This window comes from Mycobacterium sp. NGS33, assembly GCF_059812885.1.
The window spans coordinates 572340-588780 of record NZ_JCALDN010000002.1 but is presented as its reverse complement, the minus strand read 5'-3'; the positions used below and the strand labels follow the sequence as shown (position 1 = coordinate 588780).

Annotated in this window: 15 protein-coding genes; 8 read left to right on the top strand and 7 right to left on the bottom strand. The window is 66.3% G+C overall.

From position 1 onward, the window contains the following. The first annotated feature begins 70 nt into the window (after nt 1-70). The 7 genes from AC5Y5B_RS06800 (at nt 71) to AC5Y5B_RS06770 (ending at nt 7853) form a co-directional block, all read left to right on the top strand. The gene (locus tag AC5Y5B_RS06800; RefSeq protein ID WP_500004509.1) at nt 71-1078 is read left to right on the top strand and encodes a Rieske 2Fe-2S domain-containing protein; all 1008 of its coding nucleotides are present in this window, start codon (nt 71-73) and stop codon (nt 1076-1078) included. Then, nucleotides 1075-1704: a cysteine hydrolase family protein gene (locus tag AC5Y5B_RS06795; protein ID WP_500004508.1), complete on the top strand. Its 630-nt coding sequence runs from the start codon at nt 1075-1077 to the stop codon at nt 1702-1704. Before AC5Y5B_RS06800 ends, AC5Y5B_RS06795 begins: the two co-directional genes overlap by 4 nt. After that, a complete protein-coding gene (locus AC5Y5B_RS06790) occupies nt 1701-2321 on the top strand; it encodes a PaaI family thioesterase (protein WP_500004506.1) in 621 nt (206 codons plus the stop codon). The genes AC5Y5B_RS06795 and AC5Y5B_RS06790 overlap by 4 nt, the downstream gene beginning before the upstream one ends. Nucleotides 2322-2329: 8 nt before the next feature. Further along, nucleotides 2330-3982 (top strand): acyl-CoA synthetase, encoded by a 1653-nt coding sequence (locus tag AC5Y5B_RS06785; RefSeq protein ID WP_500004504.1) that lies wholly within the window; start codon nt 2330-2332, stop codon nt 3980-3982. A gap of 268 nt (nt 3983-4250) precedes the next feature. After that, nucleotides 4251-5459: a cytochrome P450 gene (locus AC5Y5B_RS06780; RefSeq protein ID WP_500004502.1), complete on the top strand. Its 1209-nt coding sequence runs from the start codon at nt 4251-4253 to the stop codon at nt 5457-5459. 21 nt (nt 5460-5480) lie between these two features. Next, on the top strand, nt 5481-6695 hold the full coding sequence (locus tag AC5Y5B_RS06775) for a CaiB/BaiF CoA transferase family protein (RefSeq protein WP_112631873.1): 1215 nt from the start codon (nt 5481-5483) through the stop codon (nt 6693-6695). Nucleotides 6696-6707: 12 nt separating this feature from the next. Continuing rightward, nucleotides 6708-7853 (top strand): thiolase family protein, encoded by a 1146-nt coding sequence (locus AC5Y5B_RS06770; protein ID WP_112631814.1) that lies wholly within the window; start codon nt 6708-6710, stop codon nt 7851-7853. 79 nt (nt 7854-7932) lie between these two features. On the opposite strand, the gene AC5Y5B_RS06765 is transcribed toward AC5Y5B_RS06770, so the two are convergent. Genes AC5Y5B_RS06765 through AC5Y5B_RS06740 form a run of 6 tightly spaced genes read right to left on the bottom strand, consistent with a single transcriptional unit; the run spans nt 7933 to nt 14750 of the window. Further along, nucleotides 7933-9126, bottom strand: a complete 1194-nt coding sequence (locus tag AC5Y5B_RS06765; RefSeq protein ID WP_500004499.1) for an acyl-CoA dehydrogenase family protein — start codon at nt 9124-9126, stop codon at nt 7933-7935. Beyond that, nucleotides 9127-10173 carry an acyl-CoA dehydrogenase family protein gene (locus AC5Y5B_RS06760; RefSeq protein ID WP_500004497.1) on the bottom strand — a complete coding sequence of 349 codons (1047 nt, stop codon included), beginning with the start codon at nt 10171-10173 and terminating at the stop codon, nt 9127-9129. Between the two features lie 2 nt (nt 10174-10175). Continuing rightward, nucleotides 10176-11006, bottom strand: a complete 831-nt coding sequence (locus AC5Y5B_RS06755) for an amidohydrolase family protein (RefSeq protein WP_500004495.1) — start codon at nt 11004-11006, stop codon at nt 10176-10178. Next, nucleotides 11003-12640 carry an acyl-CoA synthetase gene (locus AC5Y5B_RS06750; protein WP_500004493.1) on the bottom strand — a complete coding sequence of 546 codons (1638 nt, stop codon included), beginning with the start codon at nt 12638-12640 and terminating at the stop codon, nt 11003-11005. The genes AC5Y5B_RS06755 and AC5Y5B_RS06750 overlap by 4 nt, the downstream gene beginning before the upstream one ends. A gap of 31 nt (nt 12641-12671) precedes the next feature. After that, nucleotides 12672-13874 (bottom strand): amidohydrolase family protein, encoded by a 1203-nt coding sequence (locus AC5Y5B_RS06745; protein ID WP_500004490.1) that lies wholly within the window; start codon nt 13872-13874, stop codon nt 12672-12674. A 30-nt stretch (nt 13875-13904) separates the two neighbouring features. Further along, complete coding sequence (locus AC5Y5B_RS06740) at nt 13905-14750, bottom strand: enoyl-CoA hydratase (RefSeq protein ID WP_112631819.1); 846 nt, start codon at nt 14748-14750, stop codon at nt 13905-13907. 349 nt (nt 14751-15099) lie between these two features. Here AC5Y5B_RS06740 and mbp1 point away from each other — a divergent pair, with 349 nt between their 5' ends. Further along, complete coding sequence (mbp1, locus tag AC5Y5B_RS06735) at nt 15100-15339, top strand: microaggregate-binding protein 1 (protein ID WP_112631820.1); 240 nt, start codon at nt 15100-15102, stop codon at nt 15337-15339. 60 nt (nt 15340-15399) lie between these two features. On the opposite strand, the gene AC5Y5B_RS06730 is transcribed toward mbp1, so the two are convergent. Then, a complete protein-coding gene (locus tag AC5Y5B_RS06730; RefSeq protein ID WP_500004487.1) occupies nt 15400-16416 on the bottom strand; it encodes a dihydrodipicolinate synthase family protein in 1017 nt (338 codons plus the stop codon). Between the last annotated feature and the right edge of the window lie 25 nt (nt 16417-16441).

Sequence of the window (16441 nt, the reverse complement as noted above, 5' to 3'; positions counted from 1 at the left end):
CTTACGGACCTGACTGCTGAAATCTATACTGTAACGGACTTAGTATCTATCCGGAACTGAGAGGCTTCGCGTGAAAGTCCCATTCACCTGGAAGGTCACCGGCTGGTTCATGGTCGGCTGGTCCCCGGAGTTTCCCGCCGGCGAGGTCCGGCCGCTGCACTATTTCGGCGAGGACCTGGTGGCCTACCGGGATGAGCAGGGCGTGCTGCACGTCTTGGAAGCGCACTGCAAGCACCTCGGCGCCCACCTCGGCCACGGCGGCAAGGTGGGCGGCGACTGCGTCGAGTGCCCGTTCCACGGCTGGCGCTGGGGCCCGGACGGCACCAACAAGTACATCCCCTACCAGCCGGACCGGCCCAACCGCGGGCTACGGCTCAAGGTGTATCCCGTCCGGGAGCAGTACGACTGCGTCTTCGTCTGGCACCACCCGCACGGCAAGGAGCCGCAGTGGGAGATGCCCGACATCTTCGGTAAGTTCCCGCAATTCGAGACCGATCCGGCGCGGTATTACCGGGCGTACCCGGAGTTCTCCCGGCGCGCCGAGCGTGAACCGGTGCATCCGCAGATCGTCGCCGAGAATGCGCCCGACAGCGCGCATTTCGAGTACGTTCACCACGCGACCGTGACGCCAAGGGTGCTGGACTGGAAGATCGTCGACTACGAATGGCAGTTCGTTGCCGGCTGGCCGGACGCCCGCAGCGACAACGCCGACGATCTCGCGTTGCGGTTCCACAGCCACCTGTTCGGCCTCGGCGGCGCGATCAGCGTCTTCGAGGGCGCGCAGAACCATCGGCTGATCTTCACCTGCACGCCGGTCGACGACGAATGCTCGGACCTGTTCTACTCGATCTGGTGGCCGCGGCTTCCCGGCGACACCGCGGACGTCCCCGACGGCAAACTGCGGGAGGTCATCGAGAAGCAGTTCCTGTCCACCGTTTTCGACGACCTGCAGATCTGGCGGTACCAGAAGTACGTGGAACACCCCGCCCTGTCGAAGGTCGACGCGAAAGGCTATATGGCGCTGCGGAAATGGGCGACGCAGTTCTATGACGTCGCGCCGGTGGACACCCCCGCATGACGGATCGACTGGCCGGTCTGACCGCTGCCGCGCACACCGCGATCGTCACCCAGGAGTGCCAGGGCGCGGTGATGGGTCCCGACGCCGGGCTGGCAATGCTGGCCTCCGAAGCCCGCCGCGAGGCGCTGCCCAACATCGCGCGCCTGCTGCCCGCGGCCCGGGCGGCCGGGGTACGCGTGGTGCACTGCCTCGTGCAGCGCCGGCCCGACGGGCTCGGCTCCAACCACAACGCGAAGATCTTCGCGATGGGCGGCGGGAACCGGGTGGACATCACGCCCGGCACGCCCGGCGCGGAATTGTTACCCGAATTGGGGCCGGAGCCTTCGGATTTGGTGTTGCGTCGCTGGCACGGCGTGGGCCCGATGGGCGGCACGGACCTGGACGCGGTGCTGCGCAATCTCGGCGTGTCGACCATCGTCGTCGTGGGGGTGTCGCTGAACATCGCCATCCCCAACCTCGTCATGGACGCCGTCAACACCGCCTACCGAGTGGTCATCCCCCGCGACGCGGTCGCCGGCATCCCCGCCGACTATGGTGCAGCGATGGTCGCCAACACCCTGTCGCTGCTGGCCACCATCACCAGCACCGACGAACTGCTGCGAGCCTGGGACGAAGGAACGCGATGACCGATACCGCGCCGGAAGTTCGCGGCGGATTCCCCGACGTCAGGCCCGTCGAGGACGCCCCGGCGGAATTGGGTCCGTTCGTCGCGGCGCTGCGCCGCCTGCAGGACCTGACGGTGTCCACGCGGCCCGACCCCGCGCTGTGGGCCGCCGCGACCGCGCACCTGGAGAGCGCCTGCGCTCTGCTGGACGGCCACCAGGTCCCCGAGACCGAGGCGGTGGCCGGCCGCGTGCTGAGCCTGCCAGGGCTGGCCCATCCGCTGATACCGCCCTGGATGGTGACGGAGTCCGGTCCCGACGGCGTGCGGATGGCCGGCCATTTCAGCACCGCCCACATCGGCGGAAACCGGGCGGTGCACGGCGGCATGATCCCGCTGTTCTACGACTGGCTGTTCGGCATGGTCGTGACCACCGCCGACATCCGCCCGACGCGCACCGCGTACCTGCACGTCGACTTCCGCAGCATCACCCCGATCGACCAGCCGCTCACGGCCCACGGCCGCATCACCGGCATCGACGGGAGGAAGATTTTCATTGACGCTACTATGATAGCCGCCGATGGCACCGTGCTCAGCGAAGCCAACGGCCTGATGGTCCGACTGCTCCCCCACCAGCCGTGAGAGGCACGATGTCCGACACCACAACGACATTCACGGTTCCGGCCGTCGTGAAGGCCGTCGCCGCCGCGATCCCCGATCGGGAACTGATCATCCAGGGCGATCGGCGCTACACCTATGCGCAGGTGATCGATCGCTCCACCCGGCTGGCCGCATACCTGCATTCGCGGGGGTTGGGCTGCCACACCGAGCGCTCCGCGCTCGGCGGCCACGAGGTGGGCCAGGACCTGCTGGGCCTCTACGCCTACAACGGCAACGAATTCGTCGAGGCGTTGCTCGGCAGCTTCGAGGCACGCGTCGCCCCGTTCAACGTCAACTTCCGCTACGTGAAGAGCGAGCTGCAATACCTGCTGGCGGATGCCGGGGCGACCGCGCTCCTCTACCACGCCGCGTTCGCGCCTCGAGTGGCCGAGATCCTGTCGGATCTGCCACAGCTGCGCGTGCTGATCCAGATCGCCGACGACTCGGGCAACGACTTGCTCGACGGCGCAGTCGATTACGAGGCCGCACTGGCGTCGGTCTCCCCGACACCGCCGCCCGTGCAGCACTCCGGCGACGACCTGTACGTCCTGTACACCGGCGGCACGACGGGAATGCCGAAGGGCGTGTTGTGGCGCCAGCACGACATTTTCATGACGTCCTTCGGCGGCCGGAACCTGATGACCGGCGAGCCGTCGAGCTCCCTCGACGAGATCGTCGAACGCGCCGCCGCCGGGCCGGGCACCAGGCTGATGATCCTGCCCCCGCTGATCCACGGTGCGGCCCAGTGGAGCGTGATGACCGCGATCACCACGGGTCAGTCCGTCGTCTTTCCCACGGTCGTCGATCACCTAGACGCCGAGGACGTGGTGCGCACCATCGAGCGGGAAAAGGTCATGGCGGTCACGGTGGTCGGTGATGCGATGGCGCGCCCCCTGGTCGCCGCCATCGACAAGGGCATCGCCGACGTGTCGTCGCTCGCGGTCGTCGCCAACGGCGGCGCCCTGCTGACCCCATACGTCAAGCAGCGCTTGATCGAGACGCTGCCCAACGCCGTCGTGGTCGACGGCGTCGGATCGTCGGAGACCGGTGCGCAGATGCACCACATGTCGACGTCGGGGGCGGTGGCCACGGGGACGTTCAACGCCGGCCCGGACACTTTCGTTGCCGCCGAGGATCTTTCGGCGATCCTGGCGCCCGGACACGACGGGATGGGCTGGCTGGCGCAGCGGGGCTATGTTCCGCTCGGCTACAAAGGCGACGCGGCCAAGACGGCCAAGACCTTCCCGGTGATCGACGGCGTTCGGTACGCCGTCCCCGGCGACCGCGCGCGCCACGGCACCGATGGCCGCATCGAATTGCTGGGCCGCGATTCGGTGACCATCAACTCCGGCGGCGAGAAGATCTTCGTCGAGGAGGTCGAGACGGCCATCGCGTCACATCCCGCGGTGGCCGACGTGGTGGTCGCCGGGCGGCCGAGCGAGCGGTGGGGCCAGGAGGTCGTTGCGGTGGTGGCGCTCGCTCCAGGTGCCAGCGCCGAAGCCGGCGAACTGGTGGCCCACGCCGCGCAGACGCTGGCGCGCTACAAACTTCCCAAAGCGATCGTCTTTCGCGCCGCCATCGAGCGCAGCCCGTCCGGCAAGGCCGACTACCGATGGGCGCGCGAGCAGGCGGTCAACGGCTGACCGGTAACGCCTCGCATTTTCTGGCGTTACCGCAGACGGACCAGCGCTGACGGCGTCACCGCGTCAACCTGGTCTGCGCAAAGTGGCTGGCGCCCAACTGTTTCTCCGACCTGCATCGACTCCGGCGGGGCAGCTGACGCACGCTTGCCGACATCGCCGAAAGGCATGCGACCTCGCCCGCCATGCCCATATTGCCTACTGTAATAATTACAGTAGGATCTTACGAAGAAGTGTTCGATCGTGCTGAGATCAAGATGCTGGAGATCAGGTGACGACCAACGTGCACACCGCCGCCGGTGCCGGCGACGAAACCGTCAGCCTGCGCGACCCCTACCCGTTCTTCGCCCGGAAGCGCCGGGCGGCCAGCGTGTTCGTCGGCACGGTGATGGACTACTCCAAGACGCCGGAGTCCCTGCTGCCCAAGCAGGAGTACTCCGCGATGTCGTTCGACGCGGTCAACACCGTGTTCCGGGACGGCCGGGTGTTCAGCTCCAAGCCGTACGACAAGACCATCGGCCTGTTCATGGGACCCACGATTCTGGCGATGGAGGGCAAGAAGCACCGTGAACACCGCAGCCTGGTATCCGCGGCATTCAAGTCCAAGGCGCTGGCCCGCTGGGAGCCGACCGTCGTGCGGCCGATCTGCAACGCCCTGATCGACGAGTTCATCGAGACCGGTCGCGCCGACCTGATTCGGAACTTCACCTTCGAATTCCCCACCCGCGTCATCGCCAAGCTGCTGGGACTGCCGGCCGACGACCTGCCGATGTTCCGCAAGCGCGCCGTCCAGTTGATCAGCTACCACGTCAACTACGAAGGCGCCTTCGAGGCGTCGGCCGCACTCAAGGACTACTTCCTCGAACAGATCGAGCAGCGTAAGTCCACGCCCACCGAGGACATCATCGGTGACCTGGTCACCGCGGAGGTCGACGGCGAAAAGCTCACCGACGAAGCCATTTATTCGTTCCTGCGGCTGTTGCTGCCCGCCGGTCTGGAGACCACCTACCGCTCGTCGGGAAACCTCTTGTATCTGTTGCTCACCCATCCCGAGCAGTTCGCCGCGGTGCAGGCCGACCGCGAGTTGCTGGCGCCGGCCATCGAGGAGGGCCTGCGCTACGAGACGCCGCTGACCGTCGTGCAACGCTTCACGACCGAAGACACCGAGGTGGAAGGCGTGAAGATCCCTGCCCGTTCGGTGATCGGGGTGTGCATCGGTTCGGCCAACCGCGACGAACGGCGCTGGGAACGCTCCGAAGAGTTCGACATCTTCCGCAAGCACGTGCCACACATTTCGTTCGCCGCCGGTGAGCACACCTGCCTGGGTCTGCATCTGGCGCGGCTGGAAACACGGGTCGCGATGGAATGCCTGCTCAACCGGCTGACCAACGTCACCCTGCTGACCGACGATGACCCGCATATCCACGGCCAACCGTTCCGGTCACCGAATGCGCTTCCGGTCACGTTCGACGCGAAGTAGGGTCCGACAATGGTCAAAGTCATGACGGGCTTTCGGGTCTTGGAGCTTGCGCAGTTCACCTTCGTTCCGGCGGCGGGAGCCATCCTGGCCGACTGGGGAGCCGACGTCATCAAAGTCGAACATCCGGCACGCGGCGACACCCAGCGCGGCTTCCTGAATATGGGTGGCATTCAAATAGATCCGGAACGCCACCCGCTGATGGAACACCCCAACCGCGGCAAACGCAGCGTCGGCATCGACGTCTCCACGCCGGGCGGTCAGGAGGTCATCTACGAGCTGGCCAAGACCGCGGATGTGTTCCTCACCAACTACATGCCCGCCCAGCGCCAGAAGCATAAATTCGACGTGGAGCACATCCGCGCGGTGAACCCGAACATCGTGTATGCCCGCGGCTCGGCCTACGGCGACAAAGGGGCCGAACGTGACACCGGCGGCTATGACGGCACGGCGTTTTGGACGCGCAGCGGCATCGGGTATGCCCTGACGCCCGAGGAGCTGGGCGGCGCTCTGGGACAGGGCATTCCCGCATTCGGTGATTCGATCGGCGGCATGTTCATCGCCGGCGGCATCTCCGCCGCGCTGCTCCATCGCGAGCGCACCGGTGAGGCGGTCGAGCTCGACGTGTCACTGCTCAGCACGGCCTGGTGGGCGGCCGGCGCAAGCGTGACGCAGGGCATGGAGACCGGCGAGGTCATGCGCACGCCCATGCCGGGATCCGGCGCACCCTCGGTGAATCCCTTCATGGGCAACTACGAAACCTCGGACGGTGGCACCATCAACCTGTGCATCATCAGCCCGACCGGGCTGATCCGCGACACGTTCGAACACCTGGGCATCCCCGAGGCGGCCGACGACCCCCGGTTCTCCGACGTGCTCCCGCTGATCCAAAACGCCGACGCCGCCGCTGAACTGATCGCAAAGGCCTTCGCCGCCAAGCCCTTTGCCTATTGGCGGCAACACCTCAAGACCATGAAGGGCCAATGGGCGCCATTCCAGAGCCTCATCGACCTGGTCGACGACGAGCAGGCGATCGCCAACGACATGATCTCTGAAGTCGAGCTCGCCAGCGGCGGCAAGCCCTTCCGCGTGGTCCGCGGCCCCGTTCAGTTCAACCACGAGCCGCTGACGACGACGCGGGCGCCGCAGGCCAGCGAGCACACCGAGCTGGTCCTGATGGAGCTCGGCATGGACTGGGACCGGATCGAGGAACTCAAGGATGCAGGAGCTATTGCGTGAGGAGCGGCGCGCGTGAATGATGTCGCCATCATCGGCGTGGGCTTACACCCGTTCGGGCGCTTCGAGGGCAAGTCGGCCATGCAGATGGGCGTCGACGCCATCCACGCCGCCGTCGCCGACGCCGGTATCGCTTGGCAGGACGTCCAGTTCGCCACCGGCGGCAGCTGGACGGTCGCCAACCCGGACGCGATAGTCGGCATGGTCGGGCTCACCGGCATCCCGTTCACCAACGTCTTCAACGCCTGCGCGACCGCCGCGAGCGCCGCCAAGGCGTGCGCTGACGGAATCCGATTGGGCGACTACGACATCGGGATCGCCATCGGCCTGGACAAGCACCCGCGCGGCGCGTTCACCGAGGACCCCGCCCTGGTCGGGATGCCGCGCTGGTACGCGGAGAACGGGCAATACCTGACGACCCAGTTCTTCGGCATGAAGGCCAACCGCTACCTGCACGACCACGGCATCTCCCAACAGACCTTGGCCAGGGTGGCGGCCAAGAACTTCCGCAACGGGGCCATGAACCCCAACGCCTTTCGCCGCAAGCCCATCTCCGAAGAAGACATCCTCGGCTCGACCATGCTCAATTACCCGCTAACCCAGTACATGTTCTGCGCGCCCGACGAGGGCGCCGCCGCCGTGGTCATGTGCCACGCGGACATCGCGCATCGGTACACCTCCAAGCCCGTCTACCTGCGCGCGGTGGAGGTCCGCACCCGCCGCTATGGCGCCTACGAGGTGAACACCACCTGCGCGCCCGTCGAAGAGGACGTGGCGCCAACGGTTTATGCCGCCCGCACCGCTTTCGAGAAGGCGGGCATCTCCCCCGACGACGTCGACGTGATCCAGTTGCAGGACACCGACGCCGGCGCCGAGATCATTCACATGGCCGAGTGCGGATTCTGCGAGCACGGCGATCAGGAGAAGCTACTGGCCGACGGCGCCACCGAGATCAACGGTGCGATGCCGGTCAACACCGACGGCGGGTTGATCGCCAACGGCGAGCCCATCGGCGCCTCCGGTTTGCGGCAGATCCACGAGGTCGTGCGCCAACTCCGCGGTGAGGCGGGCGATCGTCAGGTGCCCGGCAACCCGAAAGTGGGATTCACGCAGTTGTACGGCGCGCCGGGCACCGCCGCGGCGACCATCCTCACGACCTGACGGGTTCGCCTGCGCCGAGCGTGAACTGGCGGCGACGACACGCCGAGGCCGGTCACCGTCGGGTCACATTGGACGCGGGCTACGAGGCCTTCTGCGCGACCGGCGCGTACGCCGGCTTGCCCAGACCCAGCACGTACTGAGCGATCATGTTGCGGAACACCTCGAGGGTGCCGCCGTAAATCCCGACCAGCGGGGCGAACCGGTACACGTACTCGGCGGCGCCGTCGTCGGCCGCGCCGTCGGTGCCGATGGGCAGCGAAGACGCCGTGCCCAGGATGTCCATCAGATCCGGGGAGATGTCACGCATCGTCTGGGCCAGCGCGACGCGCCCGAAGATGCTGGGCGCGCTCAGGGAGGCTTCCATCCGCGCGACGCTGCGCCCCAGACGATAGGCCACCGCGGCGTCGTCAATGAGCCTGCGCCCGTTCGGGTCTGGCTGCGCAACTTTGGCCGCGGCCTTGTCCACGGCGTCGGCCATGAAACCGGCCTGGTGCATCATGATCGACACGTCCTGCAGCCCGTCCGGCGCGGCCGCTACCGCCCCGTGCTCGGTGTTGAGGGGCTCGCGCAGCACCGTCCAGCCCGCGTTCACGTCGCCCAGGCGATACTTGTCGTCGACGCGCACGTCGCTGTAGTAGACGATGTTGGTGCGGTCGCCGTCGACGGTGCGGATGCCCTGGATCTCGATGCCCGGCGAGTCCAGCGGAACCAGGAACATCGTGAGACTCTTGTGCTTCTGGGCGCCCGGATCGGTGTTGGTGATGAGGAAGACGTACTGGCAGTTGTGCGCTCCGGTGGTGAACATCTTGGAGCCGTTGATAATCCAGCCGTCACCGTCACGCACCGCCCGGGTCTTGCACGTGGCGATGTCGGACCCGCCCTCGGGCTCGGTGTAGCCCAGGCACAGCCGGACATGCCCGCTGAAGACGCCCGGCAGCACCTCGTCCCGCAACTCGGCGGAGCCGAACTTCGCGACCGAGCGGGCCACCATGGCGGTGGTGCCCCAGGTCACCCACGGCACGTGCGCGCGCCGCTTCTCCAGTTCCCAGATGCGCCGCCGCAACCGGCTGAACCCGCCGTCGGCCTCCGACTTCCATTCGCGTTCAAGGTAGCCGGCGGCGCCCAGCGCCAGGTGCACGCCTTCGTCGAAGTTGTCACCCGTTTCCCGGTCCCGGCGCTTGACGTCTTCCGTCACATGGGTGCGCAGGAAGTCGCGCGCTTCGTCGAGGAACCGCTGATCGTCGTCGGACAGCGTGACCCGTGAGAAATCCACTTAGGCGCCCTTTCCACTCTCGCGCGCGGCGACCAGCTCGCCGACGTATTTGGCGCTGGCGCCGGGATCCCCGCCGGCCAATGACCAACCACGGGCTCGCACCAGATATGCCGTCGCGGCGGCCTCCGCCGAGACACCAAGTCCGCCTTGGATATGCACCGCCATGGTCGCGGCCTTGGCCGCCTCCTCCGCCATGAACACGAACGCCGAGGGTGCAAGCTCGGGGCGCTCGTGCGGCTCGTTGTCCAGGAACCAGGCCGCGCGCCGCGCCAGATTACGGCCGCCCTGCACGGTGATCGCGATGTTGGCCAGTGGATGCGAGATGCCTTGCAGCGTCGAGATCGGCACCCCCAGGGTGTAGCGGGTCTTGGCGAATTCGGCCGCGATCGTCATCGTCTCCTCGACCAGGCCCACCAACGCCGCCGCGCTCAGCACCCGCCACTCATCCAGGGCCCGTTGATATTCCGCCAGCGCCTCGGATCCGCCGGCCAGGACGGTGCGGGTGTCCGCGGACGCGGGATCCACCCAGGCCATCGGCAGCCGGCCGATGTTGTCCACCTTGGTCGGGCGCGTGCCGAACGTCAGCGCGACGACGTCGTCGCCGTCGCGGACGATGATCTGGTCGGCGATCGACCCGGTCGGCAACAGCCGGGCCCCCGGGGCGCTGTCGTGCTGCGGATCGAAGGCGACCAGTCGCTTGCCGTGAACCACGTCGGGTTCGGCCGCGCCGAGGCGCGCGAGCAGCCGTGCGGTACAGACCTGGTCGATCCACGGTACCGGCGCCAGAGATCGGCCGATCTCCTCGGCCACCAGGGTCAGGTCGACGAGCGTCGCACCGTCTCCGCCCGCGGATTCCGGCACCGCCATGGTCGTTGCCCCCATGGCGCACAACCGCTCCCACAGGTTCTTGTCGAACCCGGTTTCCTCCGCGGCGCGCACGGTTTCGATCGAGCAATGCGTCTTGAAGAAATCGCGGTAGGCGGCCTGCAACGCCTCGTGATCCGACGTCAGGCTGTAGTCGAGCCTACGCAATTCATAGCGGTCCATCCTCAGCCTTCCTCCTGGCCACCGAAGAAGAATTCTTGGGCGTTGTTGTAGAGATAGTTGTCGAGCACGTCCGCCGGCAGGTCCAACCCCGCCGCTTCCGGAACCACGCGGTGCATTTTCAGCACCGGCCAATCCGAAGCGAAGATCACCCTGTCCGGTCCGCGGGTCCGCATGTAGTGCAACAGGCTGTCCGGCAACCGCTTTGGCGACCATGCCGATGTCATCAGCCGCAGGTTGGCGTACTTGAGCAACAGCCTGATCGCGACGTCCCACCAGGGGTCGGCGCCGTGAATCATGCACAGCTTCAACTCCGGGAATCGCACGCAGACCCGGTCGAGATGGATCGGATTCTGCACCTCGCCGGGTATCGGCGGCCCGGGAATACCGGTGTTGATGCACAGCGGCAGCTCGAGCTCGGCGCACTTGGTGTACAACGGGTAATAGACGGCGTCGCTGGGCGGATACTGACCGTCGCCCCAAAAGCTCGGTCCCACAGCGGCATAGGCGACCGGCAGGTCGTTGACGATGGCGGACAGTTCACGCAGCGACGGGATCGGGCGCAGCAGGTTGACCCCGCCCATCGCCAGGGCGAAACGGTCGGGCCTTTCCTCGACGAATTTGCGTGCGGTCACCGACGGCTTGGCGACGTTGTCCATCAAGATCGCCTTGCGCACGCCCTGGGCGTCCATCTCGTCGAGCAGCGTGGACAACTCGACCGGCGCGAACATGGACTCCGGCCCCTTGAAGTAATCGTCTCGCACCTTGAGCATCCAGGTCGGCTGCTGCTCGGTCTCGCCGAAGTGCACGTTGACCAGACAATCGATAGCTTTCATGTGGACATCGGCGCCTTTGCTGTTGCGTGACGTTTCGCCCAACGGTAATCGGCCTTTCCGTTGCCCAAGCGCTGAACCCGTTCGACGACGAGGAACTCCTTGGGCGCCTTGAACCGGGCCAGTCGCGACGTGCAGAGCGCGTGCAGCTCCTCGGCGGCCTTCTCCGTGGTGGCGGTGGCTCGGTCCCGCAGTTCGACGAGCGCGACGACCTCTTCGCCCCAGCGGTCGCTGGGCCGGCCGACCACCAGCGCGTCGGCGACCGCCGGGTGGGCGCGCAGCACCTCTTCGACTTCCTCGACGAAGACCTTCTCGCCTCCGGTGTTGACCACCAGCGAGTCACGGCCGTACAACCGCAACGCGCCGTCGGCTTCCAGGGCGGCACGGTCACCCGATATCACCACTCGTTTGCCGTCGATTACCGGAAAGGTCTTGCGGGTGGCCTCGGGATCGTTGAAGTATCCCAACGGAATTCGCCCTTCCCGGGCGACCCAGCCCACCTCCGGCTCCCCGGGGGAAAGGAAGTGGCTGTAGTCCTCGGAAAGGACCAGACCGCCTTCACGCATGGTGAAGGTGTCGGCCTGGGAGCCGCGCCGGCTGTGGCCGAAGCCCATGTTCCCGGTCTCTGAGGAGCCGTAGCCGTTGATGAGGGTGATGTGCGGTAGCAGCTCCAGCAGCGCCTGTTGGTACTTCGGATTCGTTGCGGCACCGCCGGTGCCGATGGCGTACAGCGAGGACAATTCGTAGGAGCCGCGCTGCAGCTCGGCCACCAGCGGTGCGGCGTAGGCGTCCCCGACCATGGTCATCAGGCCGACCTTTTCGCGCTGCGCGGTCTGCCACACCGATCGCGGTTCGAGCTTTTTGCCGGTGTCATACATCACCACGGTGGTGCCCGCCATGATCGCCGAGAAGGCCGTCCACATGCCGGCCGCGTGCATCAACGGCGAGACGGCGAACCAGGGCGCACCGGCGTTACCGCGCACCTTGTCGTGGATCTCTTCCGCGCAGGCATGGTCGGCCCCCACCATCGAGGACACATAGATGTCGGACTGTCGCCACAGCACACCCTTGGGCCTCCCGGTGGTGCCGCCAGTGCAGATCATTAGCAGATCGTCCGGCGACGCCGTCACGCCGCGATCGGTATCCCCCTGCGCCAGTGCGTCATCCAACGCCACCGCGCCTGTCAGTTCGGGTGCTCCGCTTGCGTCGTCGACCGACACCAACAGCTCGGCGCCGGCATCTTTCAACACCTCGGCGAACTTTGCGCCCAGCCCGCGGTGGTAGATCACCGCTCGTGGTTTGACGTAGTCGAGCAGCTCGCCGACCTCGCGGGGCGTGTAGTAGTAGTTGATGTTCACCGGTACGGTGCGGGCCTTGAGGCAGCCGATGACCATGTCCGGGTACAGGTCGTTGTGCATGACCAGCGCCACCCGATCCTGGCCGCATTCCCAGTTCTGCAGGGATGCGCGGTCCCGGTGCGCCCCTAACCCGTTGCCCGCCAAGAAATTCGCCAGCCGGCGGGTGCGCTCGGCCGACTCGCGAAAGGTGCTGCGACGGCCACCGCACACGGTCATCGTCCGGTCGCCGATGACGTGGGCGATTTCGTCGAGAACCGCCCCTATGGTCCATTCGCTCACGGGCGTAGCCGGCCTTGAGTAATCACGCCGATCAAGCGGTCGAGCCGACTTGGACGCCGAGCAGGTCTAGCGCATTGTCCCGCATGATCTTTCGAACATCGGATTCGCTGAATCCCTTCAGCTCCTCGGCGAACGATACCGGCGATTCGAGGCCTTCCCCGTGCGGCCAGTCGGAACCGAACAGGATCTTGTCGACGCCGATAGCGCCGACCAGCTCGGGCAGATCGTCCTCGTAGTAGGGCGCGATCCACACGTTGTTGCGCAACTGCTCCACCGGGTCCACGGGGAAATATTGGGGCTGGGTGTTCGCCGCCTTCTTCAATCGCTTGATCAGCCGGTGCACGAAGTACGAGCCGTTCTCGATGCTGACCGCCTTGAGTTTCGGGTGACGGGTGAACACGCCGTGCACGATCATCGAGGCCATCGTGTCGTGAATGGCGCGGTCGTCGAGCAGCACCTGATCCAGCGGATCCTTGGCGCCGAACCCCTCGAACGTCGCTTTGCCTCCCCACGCCGCCGCGATGTGCAGATATCCGCTGTCGGACAGGTGGAATCCCACCGGCACCCCGGCCTCGGCCAGCCGCGCCCATACCGGGTCGTGGCTGCGATCGCCCAGCGATCGGGGCTTGACCAAGCCGGGCACCGGCGCCGGACGCACCAGCACCAGCTTGGCGCCGCGCGCCAGCACGAACTCCACCTCTTCGACGGCCTTGACCGGGTCGGCCAGCGAGATGATCGGCGCGGCAATGATTCGGTGATCGGGCCGGTCGAAACCCCAGTCCTCATCGAGCCACAGATTGAACGCGTGCACCGACGCCATCGTCGCCTCGATGTCGTGCTTGAGCGCCTCCTCCACTCCGCATCCGAACGTCGGCAGCATGAACACCGTCTCGATGTCCTGGGTGTCCATCACCGCGATGCGGGCATCGCGGTTCTGATACTCGGGGTGCTCCGCCAGCCGCTCGACCTTCATCAGCGAGGCCGGATCGACCCCTTCGGGGATCTCGCCGCGGAAGAGCAGGTCGAGGCAGCCCGGCACGATGATCGGGTCGAAGGTGGGGTTGGGGATGAAGTGGTTGATGCGGCCGCCGATCACGGCCCACGTCCGCTTGCCCTCGTTGACCATCTGCACGCCCCGCCCTTTGAACTTCTTGTCCAGGTGGCGGGTGAACGAGTCCAGCGGCTCGTAGTAGTGATTGTCGACGTCGATCGCCTGGTAACCCAACTCAGCCATGATGATCCTTTCCGCCATTACCGGCGAACACTATGCGTCGGTCCAATCGAGCGACGGGAACTGCGGCGGCCGCTTCTCGAGAAAACTCGTGATGCCCTCGATGACGTCGGGGCGCGGCATGGCCTCGTGCAACAACACCTCGGCGAGCGAATTGGCCTGCTCGACGTCGCGGGTCGCGTCGCCGTATACCTGCCTCTTGATCACCGCCATCGACGCCGGCGAGCAATTCGCGGCGATGTCCTCGGCGTAGTCCAGGGCACGCTTCATCAAATTGTCCGGCGGCACAACCTCTTTGACGAGACCGAGGTCGGCCGCCTCCTCGGCGAGGAACGTCCGTCCGCTCAGCAACAGATCGAGGGCGACGCCCCAGCTGGTCAACCGCGGCAGTATCCAGGAGATGCCGAACTCCGCGATCAGGCCGCGGCGCGCGAACACCGCGCCGAACTTCGCGCCGGCGGCAGCGAACCGGACATCGCACATCAGCGCCTGGGTCAACCCGATGCCGACACAGGCGCCGTTGATGGCCGCGATCACGGGCTTGCGCAGCGTCGTCACAAAGTGTGGCGGACGCTCCCCAACCAGGTCGGCCAGATTCGTCTGGCCGGCCTTCTCCATCGTCTCGCCGTAGCCGGGTGCCGAACTCGGCGCGCCCAGATAGGCGCCGGCGCAGAACCCCCGTCCCCGGCCGGTCACCACGATGGCCCGGACGGCCGGGTCCTGTTCGGCACGATCGATCGCGGCGTAGAACCCGGCGGCGATGTCGGGGCCCCAGGCGTTGAGCCGATCGGGGCGATTGAACGTCAGAATCGCAACACCGGTTTCAGTGGTCTCATACAACACCGCCTCATCGGTGACCACACGGTCGGCGGCGCTCATCAGACCGTCCCCTCATACTGATCGACTGGCGAGTTTGTACCCATACTGTATACCTATCGGTACCGCATTCCACAACCGCCGCGACCTGGCCCCGAAACCCCGACTAAACTGCGGTTTCGCGCACCGTAGCGCCGCCCAGTGCGGGCCGCGGATCGGGGCAGGCAGGCAGAGATTTTGACGCTGGCGCAACCGCGGAAGCCGTCGCGGCGAACTGATTTTTTCCCGGCCAAAAGGTCGGCGACGTGGCAAGACTTCGATCTTGTGGTGTGGGACACGTTGATGTCACGTTTGCACGGGCCGCGCGACCGGGAAACCCAGAACAAGCCAGCCGACAAGGGAGGTAGAGGTAATGGTTGACGTCAAGAGTGGCCCGATCGAACTCGTTCGTGGCATCGTCGAGGATGCCCTCGGTAAGACCAAGCAGGTCATCGGGATCATCATCGGCAACGACAGCCTGGCCGAAGAGGGCAAGGCTCAGCAGGACAAGGCGGAGGCACAGCGCAACGCCGGCAAGAAGGAAGCCGCCGCTGAGAAAGCCCGCGGCAAGGCCAAGGCCTACGAGGAGCGCGAGCGGGCCGAGCAGAAGTAACGCTCAGCTAGTCGAGCGGGCCCGGTCACTGACCGGGCCCGCTTCGCTGCGTAAACCCTTCTACTGCAATACCGTTTCCAGCAACCCCAACCGCCGGTAGGCGTCGTCGATCTGGGCCTTCGCCTCGGCGGGCAGCTCGGCTTGCGGAGGGCGGGAATGCGGATACGCCCCGATGGGCAGGCCCAGCAGCGACGCGGCGTACTTGAATGCACCGCCCCAGTGGGTGAAGTAGTCCGCGCGCCCCGGGTAGCACGTCCACCAGGACCCGATGTCGAGGTCGAACTGGTCCAGACCCGACTCGCGGCCATAATCCATGGCCTCGACGAGTTTGTCGCTCTGGATCAAATCCCAGTATTCGGAGAACAGTCGCCGGGTGGGCGTCTCGAAAAGGTATCCGGCAGTGCCCAATTGCGCCGGACACACGATCCCATCCCGCAGCCAGCCCGCCCGGTAGACGGTCTTGTCGCATTCCCACACCGCGAGGCCGGGTGCCAGCTCATGCAGCATCCGGCTGCTCGCCGGGCGGAAGGCTCCCTCCTTCGTGGCGCACACCGCGGGAACCTCATCGTAGATCCGGGCACTCTCGGCGGGCGTCAAGACATAGCCCGAGGACGGCGAGTTGAACATGCCCAGGGCGATATCCGTCCGCGCCGCCACGTATTTGAAGAAGCGCAGCACGCCGTCACCGCCGTGCGCCTCCATCATCGGCGTCTGGATGTAGGCGATGTCGGCCCCCGCCTCCTGCGCGTGCAGCGTCAGGTCCAGGCAGTCCTTCGCCGACATGGCCGCGGTGCAGGCCTGCACCACCACGTCGCGATTGATGCCGCGGGCTTCCTCGATGGCCACCTCTAACAGGCGCTTGCGTTCATCGAGGGTCAGCGACCAGAACTCCGCGATTCCGCTGGTGCACCACAACATCGGGTGCCCGAGATCACCGACGCAATAGCGCACCATCGTTCGATAGGCGTCCCAGTCGATGTCATCGCCGTCGTCGCCGCAGAACGGGGTGTAGAGGGAGTCGCCGATCCCCCGCAATGCGCCGGGCGCCCACGCGCGTGCCTCCGCTGCCGTAGCCACAATCGACTCCTTTTGTCTGCCAATC

What these genes read in the sequence shown, in the direction of transcription:
- AC5Y5B_RS06775 (WP_112631873.1), top strand. Translation starts at nt 5,481, where the DNA reads ATGACGGGCTTTCGGGTCTTGGAGCTTGCGCAGTTCACCTTCGTTCCG.
- mbp1 (WP_112631820.1), top strand. Translation starts at nt 15,100, where the DNA reads ATGGTTGACGTCAAGAGTGGCCCGATCGAACTCGTTCGTGGCATCGTC.
- AC5Y5B_RS06755 (WP_500004495.1), bottom strand. Translation starts at nt 11,006, where the DNA reads ATGAAAGCTATCGATTGTCTGGTCAACGTGCACTTCGGCGAGACCGAG.
- AC5Y5B_RS06760 (WP_500004497.1), bottom strand. Translation starts at nt 10,173, where the DNA reads ATGGACCGCTATGAATTGCGTAGGCTCGACTACAGCCTGACGTCGGAT.
- AC5Y5B_RS06785 (WP_500004504.1), top strand. Translation starts at nt 2,330, where the DNA reads ATGTCCGACACCACAACGACATTCACGGTTCCGGCCGTCGTGAAGGCC.
- AC5Y5B_RS06740 (WP_112631819.1), bottom strand. Translation starts at nt 14,750, where the DNA reads ATGAGCGCCGCCGACCGTGTGGTCACCGATGAGGCGGTGTTGTATGAG.
- AC5Y5B_RS06795 (WP_500004508.1), top strand. Translation starts at nt 1,075, where the DNA reads ATGACGGATCGACTGGCCGGTCTGACCGCTGCCGCGCACACCGCGATC.
- AC5Y5B_RS06790 (WP_500004506.1), top strand. Translation starts at nt 1,701, where the DNA reads ATGACCGATACCGCGCCGGAAGTTCGCGGCGGATTCCCCGACGTCAGG.
- AC5Y5B_RS06745 (WP_500004490.1), bottom strand. Translation starts at nt 13,874, where the DNA reads ATGGCTGAGTTGGGTTACCAGGCGATCGACGTCGACAATCACTACTAC.